Source organism: Bacillota bacterium (assembly GCA_033549065.1).
Classification (GTDB): domain Bacteria; phylum Bacillota; class Dethiobacteria; order DTU022; family DTU022; genus JAWSUE01.
Map to the genome: position 1 here is coordinate 40,020 of JAWSUE010000015.1, position 16,111 is coordinate 56,130.

General features: G+C 44.9%; 19 protein-coding genes and 1 rRNA gene. 6 read left to right on the forward strand and 14 right to left on the reverse strand.

Going from position 1 to position 16,111, the window contains the following annotated elements; all coding sequences use genetic code 11:
* Window positions 1-69 precede the first annotated feature (69 nt).
* The 6 genes from ruvB to SCJ97_10300 form a co-directional block, all read right to left on the reverse strand.
* A complete protein-coding gene (gene ruvB, locus SCJ97_10275; GenBank protein ID MDW7740421.1) occupies window positions 70-1,092 on the reverse strand; it encodes a Holliday junction branch migration DNA helicase RuvB in 1,023 nt (340 codons plus the stop codon).
* 51 nt (window positions 1,093-1,143) lie between these two features.
* Entirely contained in the window at window positions 1,144-1,749 is a 606-nt protein-coding gene (ruvA, locus tag SCJ97_10280) for a Holliday junction branch migration protein RuvA (protein ID MDW7740422.1), read from the reverse strand.
* Window positions 1,746-2,252 (reverse strand): crossover junction endodeoxyribonuclease RuvC, encoded by a 507-nt coding sequence (gene ruvC, locus SCJ97_10285; protein ID MDW7740423.1) that lies wholly within the window; start codon window positions 2,250-2,252, stop codon window positions 1,746-1,748. The genes ruvA and ruvC overlap by 4 nt, the downstream gene beginning before the upstream one ends.
* Window positions 2,253-2,280: 28 nt before the next feature.
* Window positions 2,281-3,036, reverse strand: a complete 756-nt coding sequence (locus tag SCJ97_10290; protein ID MDW7740424.1) for a YebC/PmpR family DNA-binding transcriptional regulator — start codon at window positions 3,034-3,036, stop codon at window positions 2,281-2,283.
* An 18-nt stretch (window positions 3,037-3,054) separates the two neighbouring features.
* The gene (locus SCJ97_10295; GenBank protein MDW7740425.1) at window positions 3,055-3,531 is read right to left on the reverse strand and encodes a QueT transporter family protein; all 477 of its coding nucleotides are present in this window, start codon (window positions 3,529-3,531) and stop codon (window positions 3,055-3,057) included.
* Between the two features lie 97 nt (window positions 3,532-3,628).
* On the reverse strand, window positions 3,629-4,537 hold the full coding sequence (locus SCJ97_10300) for a selenium metabolism-associated LysR family transcriptional regulator (GenBank protein MDW7740426.1): 909 nt from the start codon (window positions 4,535-4,537) through the stop codon (window positions 3,629-3,631).
* A gap of 225 nt (window positions 4,538-4,762) precedes the next feature.
* On the opposite strand from SCJ97_10300, the gene yedE reads away from it, so the two are divergent.
* The 5 genes from yedE (at window position 4,763) to yedF (ending at window position 8,305) form a co-directional block, all read left to right on the forward strand.
* A complete protein-coding gene (gene yedE, locus SCJ97_10305; protein ID MDW7740427.1) occupies window positions 4,763-5,815 on the forward strand; it encodes a YedE family putative selenium transporter in 1,053 nt (350 codons plus the stop codon).
* Window positions 5,816-5,867: 52 nt separating this feature from the next.
* A complete protein-coding gene (locus SCJ97_10310; protein ID MDW7740428.1) occupies window positions 5,868-6,080 on the forward strand; it encodes a sulfurtransferase TusA family protein in 213 nt (70 codons plus the stop codon).
* 147 nt (window positions 6,081-6,227) lie between these two features.
* On the forward strand, window positions 6,228-6,506 hold the full coding sequence (locus tag SCJ97_10315) for a DUF3343 domain-containing protein (protein ID MDW7740429.1): 279 nt from the start codon (window positions 6,228-6,230) through the stop codon (window positions 6,504-6,506).
* 7 nt (window positions 6,507-6,513) lie between these two features.
* Window positions 6,514-7,683 (forward strand): aminotransferase class V-fold PLP-dependent enzyme, encoded by a 1,170-nt coding sequence (locus SCJ97_10320; protein ID MDW7740430.1) that lies wholly within the window; start codon window positions 6,514-6,516, stop codon window positions 7,681-7,683.
* 25 nt (window positions 7,684-7,708) lie between these two features.
* Entirely contained in the window at window positions 7,709-8,305 is a 597-nt protein-coding gene (gene yedF, locus SCJ97_10325) for a sulfurtransferase-like selenium metabolism protein YedF (GenBank protein MDW7740431.1), read from the forward strand.
* A gap of 2 nt (window positions 8,306-8,307) precedes the next feature.
* Here the strand turns inward: yedF and SCJ97_10330 are convergent, their stop codons facing one another.
* The gene (locus tag SCJ97_10330; GenBank protein MDW7740432.1) at window positions 8,308-8,565 is read right to left on the reverse strand and encodes a hypothetical protein; all 258 of its coding nucleotides are present in this window, start codon (window positions 8,563-8,565) and stop codon (window positions 8,308-8,310) included.
* Between the two features lie 118 nt (window positions 8,566-8,683).
* Between SCJ97_10330 and SCJ97_10335 the strand changes: the two genes are divergently transcribed.
* Window positions 8,684-9,565 carry an EamA family transporter gene (locus SCJ97_10335; protein MDW7740433.1) on the forward strand — a complete coding sequence of 294 codons (882 nt, stop codon included), beginning with the start codon at window positions 8,684-8,686 and terminating at the stop codon, window positions 9,563-9,565.
* Window positions 9,566-9,752: 187 nt separating this feature from the next.
* Here SCJ97_10335 and SCJ97_10340 read toward each other — a convergent pair whose 3' ends face one another.
* The 7 genes from SCJ97_10340 to rrf all read right to left on the reverse strand — a co-directional run bounded on the left by SCJ97_10340 (window position 9,753) and on the right by rrf (window position 15,978).
* On the reverse strand, window positions 9,753-10,925 hold the full coding sequence (locus tag SCJ97_10340; protein MDW7740434.1) for a branched-chain amino acid ABC transporter permease: 1,173 nt from the start codon (window positions 10,923-10,925) through the stop codon (window positions 9,753-9,755).
* Entirely contained in the window at window positions 10,922-11,857 is a 936-nt protein-coding gene (locus SCJ97_10345; GenBank protein MDW7740435.1) for a branched-chain amino acid ABC transporter permease, read from the reverse strand. The genes SCJ97_10340 and SCJ97_10345 overlap by 4 nt, the downstream gene beginning before the upstream one ends.
* Window positions 11,858-11,862: 5 nt before the next feature.
* Window positions 11,863-12,627: an ABC transporter ATP-binding protein gene (locus SCJ97_10350; GenBank protein ID MDW7740436.1), complete on the reverse strand. Its 765-nt coding sequence runs from the start codon at window positions 12,625-12,627 to the stop codon at window positions 11,863-11,865.
* A complete protein-coding gene (locus SCJ97_10355) occupies window positions 12,621-13,382 on the reverse strand; it encodes an ABC transporter ATP-binding protein (protein MDW7740437.1) in 762 nt (253 codons plus the stop codon). Before SCJ97_10355 ends, SCJ97_10350 begins: the two co-directional genes overlap by 7 nt.
* A gap of 80 nt (window positions 13,383-13,462) precedes the next feature.
* Window positions 13,463-14,737: an ABC transporter substrate-binding protein gene (locus SCJ97_10360; protein ID MDW7740438.1), complete on the reverse strand. Its 1,275-nt coding sequence runs from the start codon at window positions 14,735-14,737 to the stop codon at window positions 13,463-13,465.
* A 279-nt stretch (window positions 14,738-15,016) separates the two neighbouring features.
* Window positions 15,017-15,667, reverse strand: a complete 651-nt coding sequence (locus tag SCJ97_10365; protein ID MDW7740439.1) for a LysE family transporter — start codon at window positions 15,665-15,667, stop codon at window positions 15,017-15,019.
* Between the two features lie 194 nt (window positions 15,668-15,861).
* Window positions 15,862-15,978 (reverse strand): 5S ribosomal RNA (rrf, locus tag SCJ97_10370).
* Window positions 15,979-16,111: the final 133 nt, after the last annotated feature.

Sequence of the window (16,111 nt, forward strand, 5' to 3'; positions counted from 1 at the left end):
GGGTAGCACCTTGTAATTTGCATTTTATATTATCAGAAAATATAATTAACTAATGTGTCCCCAAATTATTTACCAGAGTTTTTGTTGGGGATTTTCTTTGGGTTGCAGGTTAAGATACTTGTACACTTCGCCGGTGACCATACGGCCGCGGGGAGTTCGTTTCAAAAAGCCCAGCTGCATCAGGTAAGGCTCATAGACATCTTCCAGGGTTTCCGGTTCTTCGCTGATGCAGGCGGCGAGAGTGTCCAGGCCTACAGGTCCGCCTTCGTATTTGTCGATCAAGGCAGTCAAGAGTCTTCGGTCGATTTCATCAAGACCGAGATGATCGAGCTGTAGCATCTGAAGCGCTTCATCTGCCACCGGTCCGGTTATCACATTATCGGCTTTAACCTGGGCGTAGTCCCGGACCCTTTTCAGTAAACGATTGGCCACACGCGGTGTACCGCGCGATGCCCGGGCTATCGAAGCCGCTCCCTCTTTTTCTGTAGATACATTAAGAATCCCTGCTGAACGCATGATAATCTGTTCCAGTTCTTCCGGCGAGTAGAATTCAAGCCGGTCAACAACGCCAAAACGATCGCGTAGAGGTGAAGTAAGTAAACCTGCTCTGACCGTTGCACCAATCAGGGTGAAAGGCGGGAGTTCAAGGCGAAGCGATCTAGCCCCCGGACCCTTACCGATAATAATATCTAAGGCATTGTCTTCCATGGCCGGGTAGAGAATTTCTTCGACAGAACGACTGAGGCGGTGGATTTCATCAATAAAGAGTACATCACCGTGACCCAGGTTGGTCAAAATGGCCGCCAGGTCTCCCGGTCTTTCAATTGCAGGTCCCGAAGTTATCCTGATGTTAACCCCCATTTCAACAGCGATGATATGTGCCAGGGTGGTTTTACCCAGTCCCGGAGGGCCGTAGAGGAGAACATGGTCGAGAGCTTCATTACGGTCAAGAGCAGCCTTAATATAGATGGCCAGTTTCTCTTTGATTTTTTCCTGCCCCACATATTCATTGAGTGACCTTGGCCTTAAACCGATCTCGATCTGGGGGTCGTCTTCAGATTGTCTTTGAGCTGATACGATCCTCTCCTGCATCTATTTCTCCTTTCGATATTAAAACTTCCAAATTAGATCTTCTAATAAAATTTATTTCTGTCCCATACTTTTCAGGGCGCGTTTCAGCAGCTCTTCGCGCGAAGCTTCCTTATTTTGGTCAACTGCCCTGCTTACAGCTGCTGCAGCTTCTCCCCGGGAATAGCCCAGGGCGCACAGAGCTTCAGTTATCTCATCATAGATAGACAACCCGGCAGCCAATTCATGATCAACAGCCAGTTCCTCCGCCGAAAGAACCTTTGGCAGTTTTTCTTTAATTTCCAGAATGAGCCTTTGGGCCGCTTTGCGTCCGATACCGGGTGCCCGGCAGAGCTGGGCAATATTTTCTTCGAGAACTGCCACGTAGAGCTGGGAAACATTAAATATTCCCAAAAGGGATAGAGCCAGACGTGGTCCGAAACCGCTCACTCCCAATATCAGGTTAAATAGTTTACGCTCTTCAACTGCCCGGAATCCATATAACAGCAGTTCATCATCTTTAACCAGCAGCCGGGTGTAAATTGTAATTTCTTTTCCGATGAATGAATGAAGATCATCGCCGGCTGGAGGCATATCAAGTGAAAATCCGATTCCTCCGATTTCCAATACTGCTTTTCCGACTGCAGCTGCAACCAATCGGCCTGTTAAAGAATCAATCACTGTTGGTTTCCTCCCTTTACCGCTTCCCGCCAGCGGTGGCTCTGCAGATGACAGAGGGCTACTGCCATTGCATCCGCTTCATCGTCTACTGCTGGTATCTTCTTAAGCCTCAGCAGCATCTGAACCATTCGCTGGACCTGGTTTTTTTCTGCTTTACCATATCCGGCCACAGCCTGTTTAACCTGTAAAGGTGTATATTCATATACTGCCAGGCTGCAGCGCGCTGCAGCGAGAATAATCACCCCGCGGGCTTCACCCACCTGAAATGCTGTGCGGACATTTTTACTGAAAAATATTTTTTCAATAGCCAGCGCTACAGGTCTATGGTGATCGACCAGAGCGCAAATCTGATCGAAAATTGACTGAAGCCTCATCGATGATTCGAGGTCTTTACTGGTCCGGATACATCCTGATTCAAGGCAGTAATAATCACTGCCTCTTTCTTCAATTATGCCGTATCCCGTTATCGCTATTCCGGGATCTATTCCGATTATTCGCATCATTTCACCCTGACCTTCCTCTTACCGATGATTACAGGCTGGCCATCAGTTCTTCAGGAATGTCAAAATTGGCATAAACATTCTGGACATCATCATGTTCATCGAGCGCTTCCATCAATTTTAAAATCCGGGCTGCCATATCAGCATCGGTAATATCGATAGAATTGCTGGGCAGCATGGTCACTTCAGATGAAGCAATGGCAATACCCTCGTCTTCAAGCTGCTGCTTCACTGCTTCGAATTTCTCAATTTCGGTAATAATGCTGTATGTGCCATCCGATTCAACTTTTACATCATCGGCTCCCGCTTCAAGAGCAATGAGCATCATATCATCTTCGTCGATGGAGAGTTCATTCTTGTCTACCACGATCAAACCTTTCCGGTTAAACATCCAGGAGACACAGCCCGACTCACCCAGACTGCCACCGTGTCGGGAAAAGATATGCCTTATTTCTGCTACGGTTCGGTTACGGTTGTCGGTCATCGCCTCCAATAATACGGCAACACCGCCTGCAGCATATCCTTCGTAATTTGACTGTTCGTAGCTGGCTCCGTCCCCGCCTCCGACGCCTTTTTGGATCGCTCGCTGAATATTATCACTGGGCATATTATTTTCCCGGGCTTTCTGCACCGCCAGCCTCAGCCGGAAATTGGCATTGATATCTTCACCGCCCTCGCGGGCCGCAACAGCTATCTCTCTGGCCAGTTTTGTAAATATCTTTCCCTTTTGTGCATCAACCCGCGCTTTGCGGTGTTTTGTATTGGCCCACTTCGAATGACCGGCCATCGATATCACTCCTATCTTTTATACGAAAATATCTCTTCTCTTTTCCAGAATCAGTAAAAGCGGTAAACCGAGTCCGTAACAGGCTACCAGCTGCCCGGCCCCGACCCATGCTGCAGTTAAGTAAAACGGTAATTCGAGCACCAGGTGCAGCACCATACCAACTACGACAGCATTTATAAGCACCGGGGGAAGGGGTACAAGGTATTTGTTGCTGATTTTAGATACCAGGTATGCCGAAATTAAAGTTGCCAGACTGCCGAAGACGATATCAAAAATCCCGTAACCGCCAAATATATTGGCTATTACACATCCTACGAATAAGCCGGGTATGGCTGCCGGCGTAAAAAAGGGCAGGACCATCAACATCTCCGCTATCCTGACCTGAATCATCCCGTAACTGATCGGTGCAAATATAAGGGTGAGCAAGGCATAGATAGCGCCGATCATCGCTGCCCTGATCCAAAAGACTGTCTTTTTATTCCTGTAAAAGAGCATATAAGTTCATTCCTTGTTTTTTTTATTGCAGGGTGTCTGCGACCTGCCTTATCTATTATACATTTAATGGTAAACAAAGCAAAGTGTTAAAGTATAATCATTCCGATGAATAACTTGTCATTGCATAATCTTTAAATTTTTGAGCAGCACTTCCCAGAACCCTGCTGTGGTGATAAACCAGGTAAAGTTGACGATGTATTTCTATGCCTTTTATCCTGTAGATATCAATACTGTTTGCTTCCAGCATATCCTGAATCGAAAGCTTGGAGAGAATTGCTATACCAAGGCCTTCCTTAACCGCCTGTTTGGTACCTTCCATGCTGTTTATATAGGTGATACCCCTGAAATCACTCAGCTTATGACCGTGATCAGTCATTTCTTTCTCCATCAACTGCCGGGTAGCCGAACCTTTTTCCCGCATGATCAGGTGATGTCGAAACAGCTCCTTAACAGGAACTCCATCGGGGTATATTTCATTACCGAGCAGACCTTTGCCGGTGCAGAGGACAAGTTCATCATTCACCAGGGGAATAAACGTTAACCGCTCCTCCGGTTTGACCAGGCCAACAAAACCAAGATCGTAACTGTAGTTCAGCAATCCTTCCAAAACAGCGCTGGTGTCGAGTATCGTAATGTTAAAATCAACTGAAGTTGAATCTTTGGTAAATCCTGCCAGTAAGCCGGGCAGTAAATATATACCGGGAACAGTGCTTGACCCGATATAAACCAACCCACCGGTATCTTCTCTCTGACCGGACAGCTTCATCCGGCATTCATCCTGCAAGTTAATGATCGACTGGGCGTAATCAAGAAAAATCCTGCCTGCTTCGGTCAGAACAGGCTCACGGGCCCGGGAACGATCAAGTAAAATCACACCTAATTCTTCCTCAAGCGCTTTTATTCTCACGCTGACGGAAGGCTGGCTGATAAACATTTTCTCTCCTGCTTCGGAAAAACTTTTCAGCGAAGCCACATTTATAAATGCCCTGATCTGTTCGAAGTCCATCAGTCACAACCTTTTCCTTTTTTTACATTATACGAGTATTTTAAAGTTACGTCTATCAATTAGGGCTATAATTTCATCATGCTGATTAATGTATAAGGAAATGTGAATTCAATAACTTAATAGATGTTGCGCTTCATATAACTAATCCATATTTAAATCAGGGTGGGCTATTTAATATAATTGGGGTGGTCTGAATATTTTATTATCATTTCAAGGAGGTTCAAAATGCGCGATCGTTTATTTATCATCATTGCCGGAGCTGTCGTAGGATTGCTGGCAGTTATTCTCGTTCTGATGGGCAATCCGGCAAACATGGGTTTCTGTATCGCCTGTTTTATCCGGGATATAACAGGAGGATTGGGCCTGCACAGAGCTGCCGTGGTCCAGTATATCCGGCCGGAAATAATCGGTTTGATTCTTGGCGCCTTTGTTACCGCTTTTTCTGTAAAAGAGTTCAAAGCTACTGGTGGTTCCAGTCCGGTTATCCGTTTCTTTCTCGGTATGCTCATGATGGCTGGAGCCCTGATCTTTCTCGGCTGCCCCCTGCGATTGATTCTACGCCTGGCTGGCGGTGACTGGAATGCTCTCGTAGCGCTTCCGGGCTACATTCTCGGTATATGGATAGGCACTCTGTGGCTTCGCAAAGGCTACACCCTGGGCCGCAGCCAGGAACAGGCTCCTATCGGCGGTTTCGCGGCACCTTTTGTAGCTATTATTTTTCTCATTCTGCTGATTGCTGCACCGGCCTTTATCTTTTTCAGCCAGGAAGGTCCGGGATCGATGGCTGCGCCAGTTGCAATATCCCTCGGGGCCGGTTTACTGGTCGGGGTATTGGCCCAGCGGACCAGGCTCTGCACTATGGGTGCTATCAGGGATTTAATTCTTTTTAAGGATTTTCACCTGTTCTCCGGCTTCGCCGCTATATTCGTCATTGCTTTGATCGGCAACCTGGTAACCGGTAAATTTATGCCCGGTTTTGAAGGACAACCGGTCGCTCATATGGCCAGTCTGTGGAATTTTCTAGGTATGACCGTGGTCGGATGGGCGGCAGTTCTGGCTGGTGGTTGTCCCTTTCGGCAGTTGATCCTATCCGGAGAAGGCCAGAGCGATGCTCTGATCACCGTATTCGGAATGTTTGCCGGTGCAGCTTTCATGCATAATTTCGGTTTAGCTGGAAGCCCTGCAGGTGTACCCCCGGCAGGACAGTGGATCGTATTTATCTCGCTGGCTGTTTTATTTTTTATCAGTTTTGGAAATATAAAGTTCAAGGTCAGCTGATAGTTTGTTTTCATGATCAGGATTAATCTTATCTTACGGGGGAGGATTGAAAATGTCAGATATGGTTGACTGCCGGGGACTTTCATGTCCCGAACCAGTTATGATGACCAGGAGCGCTCTTCAGCAATCTTCAGGAGAAGTGGTTACGGTTGTGGTTAGTAACGCAGTAGCCCGGGACAATGTAAGCAGAGCAGCAAAATCAATGGGTTGGCAGGTTACTGTTGATGCCGATGGTGACGATTTCATATTAAAAATAACCAAATAGATATAGAAAATGTAGGTAAGCCGGGAGCCATTAATCTTTTTGCATTGAATCAAAAACTCAGATTGATGCAAAAAGTTAATTTGGATAATGGCTCCCGGTGAAACTTTAAGGTATAATGCATAAAGATTGCTTTAAGAAGGAGATAAAATGGCTTCCAACTGCTATATTACATTTCCTACAACATATTTTGCTATCCGCGCCGAGAGTTTACTTAAAAATGGGACATTTCCATTTAAAATGGTCCCCGTTCCGCGGGTGATCAGTTCCAGCTGCGGGACAGCTTTACGTTGCAGCTGTGAAGCCATATCGGAAATCAGGCAATATCTGCTTCAAAACAGCCTTGAACTGGAAGGGTTCTACAGGCTTGAGGAGTTCGGTCTTCAGACACCGACTATCGAAAAGTTAACATATAGAACCGAAAGTTGAGAAAATGATGATTAATAATCACAACCTGTACTTTGATAATGCATCAACATCATGGCCAAAACCGGAAGCAGTATACCGGGCAGCGGAAAATTACATGCGTAATGCTTTCGGCAACCCCGGACGTTCAGGGCATACCCGGACACTCGAATCAGACCGGTTAATCTACAATACCAGGGTGGCTATCTGCGAATTATTCAAAATTCCGGATCCCTCCAGGGTCGTCTTCGCTTTGAATGCAACTGATGCTTTAAATATTGCTATCAAGGGAATACTGGAGGCTGGAGATCACGTTTTATTCACTGCCATGGAACATAACTCGGTTTTACGACCGCTCGGTAGACTGCGAAATGAGCAGTTAATTACCACTACCATGGTTCCCTGCTCTCCCGAAGGATACCCGGATCTCAATTCCCTTGAAGCTTCATACATGAGTAATACCAGACTTTTGATCGTTAACCATGCATCCAATGTTACAGGTACAATCATCCCTCTGAAAGAAATGATTGAATCTGCGCATAAAAGAAATATACCGGTTCTCGTTGACGCAGCCCAGAGCGCAGGTACATTAAATTTAGATGTTTCAGCCGACGATATTGATTTACTGGCTTTCACCGGACATAAAAGCCTGCTCGGACCGACTGGAACAGGCGGCTTATACGTTAAAAAGGGAATCGAACTGAAACCACTGCGTGAGGGCGGTACGGGAAGCCAGTCTGAATCTGATCTTCACCCTGAAAGCATGCCGGAACGATTGGAAGCGGGAACACTGAATAGTTCTGGTCTTTCAGGATTGCTAGAAGGAATCAGGTTTATAGACGAAATCGGGATAGAGAAAATTAGAGATCATGAAGTTATGATCCGGTCATACATGGTTGAAAAATTAAAAAAACTTGATGGCCTGAACATCTATGGCCCTGAAGATTCCGGTTTATGCTCACCGGTGCTCAGTATAACCATCGACAATGCTGACTGTGGCGAGGTTGGTTTTATCCTCGAATCAAGCTACGGAATATTATGCCGCACTGGCCTTCACTGCGCACCGCTTGCCCACCAGGCGATCGGTACTTTTCCCGAGGGAACAATCAGGTTAAGCCCCGGATATTTTACCAGCAAAGAAGATGTGGATTATCTTGCCGGGGCACTTAAAGATATTATCAGCTTGTCTACTAAATCATAAGTTATTCTTAATTGGGGGTTATAAGATGAAATCGATCGACTGCAGGGGACTTAATTGTCCCGAACCTGTTATTAGAACCAAAAAAGCAATCTCAGAGGAGCCTTTGAAAGGGCTAGTCGTTCTCGTTGACAATGAAACAGCCAGGGAAAATGTCCTGCGTTATGCCCGCAACCGGGGTAAAAAAGCAGACTGGCAGGAAAAATCCGGTTATTACGAAGTCACTATCCAGTCGGATCCCAACATAGATTCCAAACCGGACAAACCCGAAGATATTTTGAAAACTGATGTAAAACCGGTTCTTTTCATCGGCACAAATGAACTGGGCAGCGGCAGTACCGAACTCGGTCAGCTTTTAATGCGAAACTTCATATATACCCTTACCCAACGTGAAGAACTGCCGCAGGCTATTGTGTTCATGAATTCCGGTGTCAGGCTCAGTATAGAATCGTCACCTGTATCAGAAGAGCTAAAAGAGCTCGAAGCTAAAGGGGTAATCATCCTGGTCTGTGGAACATGTCTGGACTATTATCAACTTAAAGAGGAGCATCGGGCCGGACAGGTCAGCAATATGTATGATATTTCCGATCTATTATTGAATGCAGGGAAAGTAATTTCAATCTGATACTAATTAAATGTTTCCATTAGAAGCTGAGAATTAAACACTCCTGATCTCAACAGGTAGATACTGACTGCAATATTCAGCACTGCAAGTATAAGCCCCAGTCCGTTCAGGAAGATACCCGACTTTGCCATCGAGCTTCTCTCCAGCCGGTAGCTGGAAATACCCATTGAAAGACCGATACAGGCCAGAATTAGCCCAACCAGGGGGATTACCCAGCCAATCAGCATCACTATTCCTATTTTTACCGAATTTCGGGCCATATCGCGATCATATCATAGTCCTGAAATACCGGCAATTGCTCTCTCCGGACGATAATGATATATTTGTAACGGCCTGTTTTATAGTCAAGCAAATATACATTTTATCAGGAGGCATATTTTGGTAACAGCACTGCTGGAAGGAAAGCTCTTAACCCGTAACAGGGCAATAATTTCCGTGGCTATTGCGGCAGCTTTCTGGAGTACAAGTGGTTTGTTCATTAAGTTGATCGATCTAAGCCCTTTAACCATAGCGGGAACACGAAGTCTGATCGCTGCTTTACTGATGATTACTCTGATCAATAAAAAACTTCGTTTCAGGTGGTCATTTCCCCAGATTGCCGGAGCGGTTGCCTATTCTGTAACGGTCATTACCTTTGTGACCGCCACCAAGCTAACCACTGCAGCAAACGCAATTCTATTACAATATACAGTACCGGTTTTTACTGCTTTATTGGGCGCCTGGCTGCTTCGTGAAGCTGTATCACGGATAGATTGGATAATTATCACTCTTGTTGTGGGTGGGATGGCTTTATTTTTCTTTGATAAACTTACTACGGGTGGTTTCTGGGGCAATGTTCTGGCTATTATCAGCGCAGGAACCTTTGCCTTTATGATTATATTCCTCCGTATGCAAAAAAAAGAATCTCCAACTGAAACTATTATTCTCGGCAATATAATTACAGCCTTGATTTGTGCTCCATTTATTTTTCAGGATCCACCAACCGGAAGTAGTTGGTTGCCTCTTTTCTATCTCGGAATCTTTCAGCTTGGCCTGCCTTTTGTGCTATATTCGACCGCCATTAAATATGTTACAGCATTAGACGCTGTTTTGGTCCAAACTATCGAACCGCTTCTGAACCCCATATGGGTTTTTTTAATTATTGGTGAAGCCCCGGGGAAATGGGCGATACTTGGAGGAATTGTCGTTATCTCAACTGTTACCATCCGAAACATTTTCTTCAGCAGAAAAGAAGTCAAAGAAACACCAATAGCCAGCTGATTTATGAAATTTCATAAACCTCATATCAGAAAACTTAAAAAAGATATCTGTTAATAAATTCTAAATTAACAACTGGCTTTATTATATTTCGAAAAACATGACAGGAAAAATTAAACTAAAAAGCAGAGCCAAATATCGTGGCTCTGCTTTTTCTGAAATCAGAATTACTAATAAAACTACTTATACATTAACTTGCTGCTGCCTGCCTTTTCTCCAATACTTTTCTTACTTGGCTGGCCGGAAGCATTGGTTCAACTTTCTCGGGAACCAGTCCATGTGGTAAGAAAAGAATGACACCCATAATGACCAGGCCCATTAGCGTATACTCCAACCAGAGGGGATCAATTCCGACCGCGAGCAGGAAACCAAACCACTGTGAACGGAAAATTACGATCATTGTCCGCAAAATGGTCAGTAAAAATACACCTAGAAGAACCCCGACATTACTTCCGATTCCACCGAGCATCATAAATGCCCAGGGCCAGAATGTAAATGTCAACCTCGTGAAGCCGATAGCGGCAACGGAACCGGTATAAATAACATAAAGACCTCCGGCTATAGCAGCCAGGGTTGAACCGATTACAAGAACTTGGGTTCTTACTTTTACAACATCCAATCCTGCAGCTGCAGCTGATACGTCATTATCACGAATCATGCGCATGTTTCGGCCAAAAGGAGACTTTATTAACCTTTGTATATAAACATATACGACGAAAGCAATTACGAAGATCACAATAACGGTTGTTGCAAAACGATCGCCGCCAAAAAGTCTGAATGGATCAGGCACGTGCACCGGAGTGCTACCACCTACTATTATTTTCCAGTTATGACCGACCCACATCAAAAAGTCCCCGAATGCTAGAAGGGAAATACCGAGGTAAGCTTCCTTCAGGCGGATAGCCGGTCGTGAAATCAACCAGCCAAGAGTTGCTCCTGAAATGCCGGCGATTACAATACATAACAGTAGAAATCCTATCGAGTAAAGCCAACTATTGGCCAAAAGTTCAGTTATCTCAGGTACAAGCCTGAAGTTAACGGTATCCGAAGCATAATTAGCACCGGATGGCATGCCCAAAAAACCGGCTACTATACGACCGGGAAGAGCGCCTACAGCAAAAGCGCCGGCAATAACTGCCGCCACACGTCCGAACTGAGAAACACCGGCATAACCAACCTCAAGGTTCAAACTCATCGTTATTATCGCGAATATAGCAAAGTCAATAAAGATTGTCCAGATAATGGAAATACCGCGGCTTTGAAGTAAAACCGCAAGAAGCACCACAATTATCGTAACTACAATAATGATATTAAGGTAAGCTGTATTTTTAAATAGTTTTTGGAAATAATTTTCGTTGGTCATGCTCTATCACCTCTCTTCCCAACTAAAGAGCCAAGCAATTTAAGAAGCGGTATACCGGTTAAGCCCCTGGGGAATATAATCAGGGTTGCCGCCATGATGAACAGCGGAATGCCCATCCTGTATCCTAAAACCCATGCTCCAAATTGTTTAGATAGTAGATAAACACCGGCATATTCCGTCATACCGATGACAAATCCACCCAGGATACCGCCATAGATACTGCCAAGCCCACCAAGAATTGCACCGGCAAACATCAGGGGAATCGTAAACATACCCATAACCGGGGTTCCTGTCATCGCCATCGACATAAATGAACCACCAAGGCCGGCCATGGATCCGCTAATAATCCAGGATACCAGGTAAACCCGGTCAGAGTTGATCCCTGAAGCACTGGCTAGAACGGGATTCTCAATAGTGGCGCGCATAGCCACGCCAAACTTAGTTCTGGTTAGGAAATAGTGCAGCGCCATCAGAAAAGTAACAGCGATGACTGGTAAAATAAAGGTTGCTGCCCTCTCTCCAAATAATTCAAAATCAAAGAGGTTCATAGTCACTCTGCGGGGGAACAACCTGTAAGCATTTGTCAGGTAATCGGCGTACATTTGGATAAACGAGAGTAACACGAGGTCATAACCCAGTGTGGACATCATCAGGGTTATTTCAGCAGCCTGCCGACGTAATAAATGTTTGTTTAGCGTATAGTAACAGATTACTCCTACAATCGCTCCGATAACAAGCACTATGGGATAATATCGGTAAGGCAGGCCTCCATATAGAGTAACCCCTGTGTATGTAACATAAAAGCCGATTGTTGCCATGCTGGCAACTGCAAAGTTAAAAGTCCGTGTAGAAATATACAACAATGTGACACTTCCGGCCAGCAGTGCTAGGCTGCTGGCATAAATTAAACCACTAGCCATCCAAGGCGCCATCGGATTTACTCACTCCCCTTCTCTAACTTCGGTGCAGCCAGTCCGCCTTCTTTGTCTGATGCAGGCTTGATTCCAAGATACATCGAGCAAAGTTCAGGTTCGTTTAGCAAGTCACTAGCCTTGCCGGTATATCTGACTTCACCGCTGACTAATAGGTAGGCTGAGTCACCAATCTCCAGCGCCCTTTTTGCCATCTGTTCCACCATCAGGATGGTGATACCCATCTCGTCTTTCAGTCTGGCAACTTCAATCATCACTTTTTCAGCTATGATCGGTGCAAGGTCAGTACTCAACTCATCTAAAAGCATTAATTTCGGATTTTTCATCAAGCCCATAGCTATGGCAAGCATACGCCTTTCGCCACCGCTCAGTGTTCCGGCGTGGCGGCGAATAAATTTTTTGAGTACCGGAAATATCTCGGTCATCTCTTCAGCTTTACGCTTAACTTCATCCTTAGGCATCAAGTAACCGGCCATGTGTAGGTTGTCCATAACTGATAATTCAGCAAATACATTACCCATCTGTGGAACATAAGAAATGCCCCGTTTAGCCAGATTGTATGTAGATATGTTGTTTAATGGAGAGCCTTCCAATAATATTTCTCCGGAAAAAACAGAGGCAATATTCATAATGCTGCAGAGCAGGGTGGTCTTTCCGGCCCCGTTTGGTCCGACCACTACGGTAAGTTCTTTTTCTGGAACTTCTATATCAAGATCAAAAAGTACCTGCAGTTTTCCATAGCCTGAATTAAGTTTTTTAACAGTTAACATTGCTCTACCCCCTTACCCAGGTAGACCTCAATAACCTTGGGATCTGTTAGTACTTTATCGGGTGTGCCTTCCGAAATGATGTTACCTAAATCCATTGCATATACATAGTCTGCAAAAGGAGCTGCAATATCAATCCGGTGCTCAACGACCAGGAAGGTAAGGTTTTCCTTTTCTTTCAACTCTGCCACATGCGAAAGGATTTCATGAGCTGATGCCGGGTCTACACCACCGATTGGCTCATCCAGGGCAATTAATTTAGCTCCGGAAGCAAGCCCTTTTGCTACTTCAAGAAGTTTAAGCTGTGCGGCACCAAGAGCGCCGCTCGGCAGATTCCAATACTTGTCCAACCCAACCTTGGAAAGCACTTCCATCGCCCATAAAATATTTTTTTCTTCCTCTTCAACCCAACTGCGTTTTGAAGGAGCTCTAAAGGGAGCTTCACCGGAATTTCTGATAGTTCCGAGTATATTATCAAGGACTGTCAAGCCGATAAAAGGCAGTGGGATCTGAAAACTTCTGACAAATCCTACCTTGTAGATTTCATGAGGTTTCCACCCGGTAATATCGATATCACCAAAAAGCACCCTGCCTGATGTTGGTTTCAGGATACCGGTGCAGCAGTTGATTAGTGTGGTTTTTCCACAACCATTCGGGCCAATCAACATGGTGAACGTATTTTCTTTAACAACGATATTTACATTATTAACTGCTACTAACCCTTCAAACGCTTTTGTAACATTTTCTGTAACCAGCATGTTACTCACTAGCTCACCACCTTAAATGGGGGCCGGAGCATACCCCGACCCCCGTTTGTTTATTTCAGATTATCAACAATCTAGTAGACAGGAGTTTCCCAGACGATTTCTCTTGTCAGACCATCGAAATAGCCCGGAATGAACCATTCGAAGTTCTCATCAAGCATTACATAGTTGTAATCAGCAAATGCGCGATCACCGTATTCATTCAATTCGATATATCCGCTTGCGCCGTATACTGCTGTCCATTCTTTCGTAACGTCAGGGAATATTTCTCTGACTGCTTCAGAGTCGTATCCAACCTGGTCGATACACATTGCCAGTACCCATACGATATCATAGGTGTTGTATGAGTAAGCATCAGTTTCACGTCCCAATTTTTCCTGGATGTGATCCCTGACACGATCGAAGTTTGACTCAACTGTCAGTTCTGCAGGCTTGTTCATGGAGTTGATGAACTTAACATCGCGTGCAAACTCTGGTGCACCCTGAGTCTGGAGAAGAGCTTCGGAAAAAGCAGTTCCGTCACTGCCGATCCAGTAAATTTCCCGTAACTGCGGATATTTTGCTGCTTCAAGCATGAAAGGTACTACTTCTTCAAACCCGATTACGTTAAAGCCTATTTTTTCTAGAGGTACTCCCGATGCTACGGCTTCGGACACATAACCATCAAGAAGAGCAGCTTCAGAAGTAAAAGCTTCCTGTAGCACGTCATAACCAAGTTTATTGCTGTCTACAGCGATTCCCAGTTCTCTTGCTGATGCTTCTGCAGCAGCCTGTAGGCCATCACCCCAGGTATCTGTGCGCCAACCGAAGATTAAGTGCTCCACACCGGCAGCCTGGGCTGCAGCTGCAATAGCCGGGCCCTGCACTTCATCAGTGGTGCAGAAACGGAATAACCAGTCATCGGCAATAGAGAGCGCCGGTGATGTTGAAGAAGGTGAAACATAAAGGATCTGGTTTGCGTTAGCGAAAGCTAAGCACTCCTGGGCAACACCACTGGCCTGAGGACCAGCGAAGAAATGAACACCTTCACCATACCAACTCTGCATTTTACGCAGACCAACCGGACCTTCTGTTGCGGTATCGTCAATCTCTAACCGCAAACGCCAGTCCCTGCCTTCAGCTTCCAGCCAAGCATTGATGTCTTCAGCAGCCAGTCTTGCAACTTCAGCGCTGTTTTCACCAAATGTGCTTAACACACCGGTTAGCGGGAATATACCGACGATAGTATGAGTAGTAAGATCTCCACTCGGTTCACCATCATCACCGCTGTCACTCGGTCCGCCACAACCGGCTATCATCGCAGCGGCAAAAAGAACTAAAACTAGCAGTACAAAATACTTACTCTTCAATTTTCAAACCCCCTTAATAAATTATTAACCTTAATAAAACAAAATAATGCCCGAATTAGTGATAATTGATGTTGCTTAAGGCTGTTCCATATATTGAAGTTTAGCTCCCCACCCCCTTAACATCTAAACATGCTGCCCAATAACATCCATTTCAGAGATATTTTGTTGCAGAGAACTTATTTGGGTAAAATTGCCACTTAGAAAGATGATAATAAATTATAATAGTAAACCGCACCTGATGTCAACCAAAAATAAGGTTTTTTTAGAATTTATCGGCATTTAATGGATTAAAGAGTTCAAAAACCGATAGAACATCAAAATACTAAATATAATCAGAACTATGCCGACGAAATAATCAAAATAGCTTTCTATCCTGCCTAATTTATGGAAAGGAACGAAAGGTGATAGAAAGCTTACACCACCAAGGAAAAATACTGTAGCTGTAACGCAACCGGTTGCAAATAAGATAGATTCACTAGTTCCGGATAAAATCCCTGTTGTAATCAGAGCTCCAAAAGTACTTGACCAGAATATGATTGTCATCGGATTGAGGGCAGTTAGTTTTAAGCCGTAGGTCAAGCTGGATCCTCCTCTATTCTGTTCGTTTATACGATCAGAATTTATGATTTCCTTGTTTTTTCCTGTGTTTCGACTCCCCGCAGCTCTTCGGAAATATTTAATAGCAAAATAAGCCAGGGCAGATGCTCCGATAGCAAGCACTGCACTGTTTAAAGCTTTAATCTGCAGAAGAAGCACTATACCGGTAAAGGATAAACCAATGTAACATGCATCTATAATAGCCGCTCCTAAAACCATTTTAAAAGCTTCCCTGCTGTTTTCGGTGATCGCTTTATGCAGTACTGCAAAAAAAACCGGTCCCAACGATAGCTGTAAAGTCATTCCCAGCAAAAATCCTTTTATGTAGCTCATATAGTAAGCCTCATTTTAAACATTTATATTAATGAAGATATTTTATTGTTATCAGTATCACTTGTCTACCAATTATTTAAATACAATAAGTGTACGAAAAGTGGACAGGCTTTAAAACGTACACTTAATTTATTGGGGTGGGTGGATATAAGCAGGCCTCCCTGTGTTCGAGGGAGGCCTTTGGTGAAAATATTTCCTGGCGGGGACCTACTCTCCCGGGGGCTTGCGCCCCGAGTACCATCGGCGCTGGAGGGCTTAACTGCCGTGTTCGGGATGGGAACGGGTGTTGCCCCTCCGCGATGCCCACCAGAAAGCTGGAGGTCAGAGGTCAGAAGTCGGTGTGCCCGATAAAGATTTTTCATCCTTTTTTCTCTGGCACTCTGATATCTGACCGCTATTCCTTCAAAACTGCATAGTGGCTCTTTTTAGATTTCGGAACAAGTC

Coding starts and splice junctions, on each gene's coding strand:
- SCJ97_10330 (MDW7740432.1), bottom strand. CDS start 8,565: ATGGCCCGAAATTCGGTAAAAATAGGAATAGTGATGCTGATTGGCTGG.
- SCJ97_10315 (MDW7740429.1), top strand. CDS start 6,228: ATGGCTTCCAACTGCTATATTACATTTCCTACAACATATTTTGCTATC.
- ruvB (MDW7740421.1), bottom strand. CDS start 1,092: ATGCAGGAGAGGATCGTATCAGCTCAAAGACAATCTGAAGACGACCCC.
- SCJ97_10365 (MDW7740439.1), bottom strand. CDS start 15,667: ATGAGCTACATAAAAGGATTTTTGCTGGGAATGACTTTACAGCTATCG.
- SCJ97_10290 (MDW7740424.1), bottom strand. CDS start 3,036: ATGGCCGGTCATTCGAAGTGGGCCAATACAAAACACCGCAAAGCGCGG.
- yedF (MDW7740431.1), top strand. CDS start 7,709: ATGAAATCGATCGACTGCAGGGGACTTAATTGTCCCGAACCTGTTATT.
- SCJ97_10350 (MDW7740436.1), bottom strand. CDS start 12,627: ATGTTAACTGTTAAAAAACTTAATTCAGGCTATGGAAAACTGCAGGTA.
- SCJ97_10295 (MDW7740425.1), bottom strand. CDS start 3,531: ATGCTCTTTTACAGGAATAAAAAGACAGTCTTTTGGATCAGGGCAGCG.
- SCJ97_10310 (MDW7740428.1), top strand. CDS start 5,868: ATGTCAGATATGGTTGACTGCCGGGGACTTTCATGTCCCGAACCAGTT.
- ruvC (MDW7740423.1), bottom strand. CDS start 2,252: ATGATGCGAATAATCGGAATAGATCCCGGAATAGCGATAACGGGATAC.
- SCJ97_10355 (MDW7740437.1), bottom strand. CDS start 13,382: ATGCTGGTTACAGAAAATGTTACAAAAGCGTTTGAAGGGTTAGTAGCA.
- SCJ97_10320 (MDW7740430.1), top strand. CDS start 6,514: ATGATTAATAATCACAACCTGTACTTTGATAATGCATCAACATCATGG.
- SCJ97_10340 (MDW7740434.1), bottom strand. CDS start 10,925: ATGACCAACGAAAATTATTTCCAAAAACTATTTAAAAATACAGCTTAC.
- SCJ97_10300 (MDW7740426.1), bottom strand. CDS start 4,537: ATGGACTTCGAACAGATCAGGGCATTTATAAATGTGGCTTCGCTGAAA.
- SCJ97_10345 (MDW7740435.1), bottom strand. CDS start 11,857: ATGGCGCCTTGGATGGCTAGTGGTTTAATTTATGCCAGCAGCCTAGCA.
- yedE (MDW7740427.1), top strand. CDS start 4,763: ATGCGCGATCGTTTATTTATCATCATTGCCGGAGCTGTCGTAGGATTG.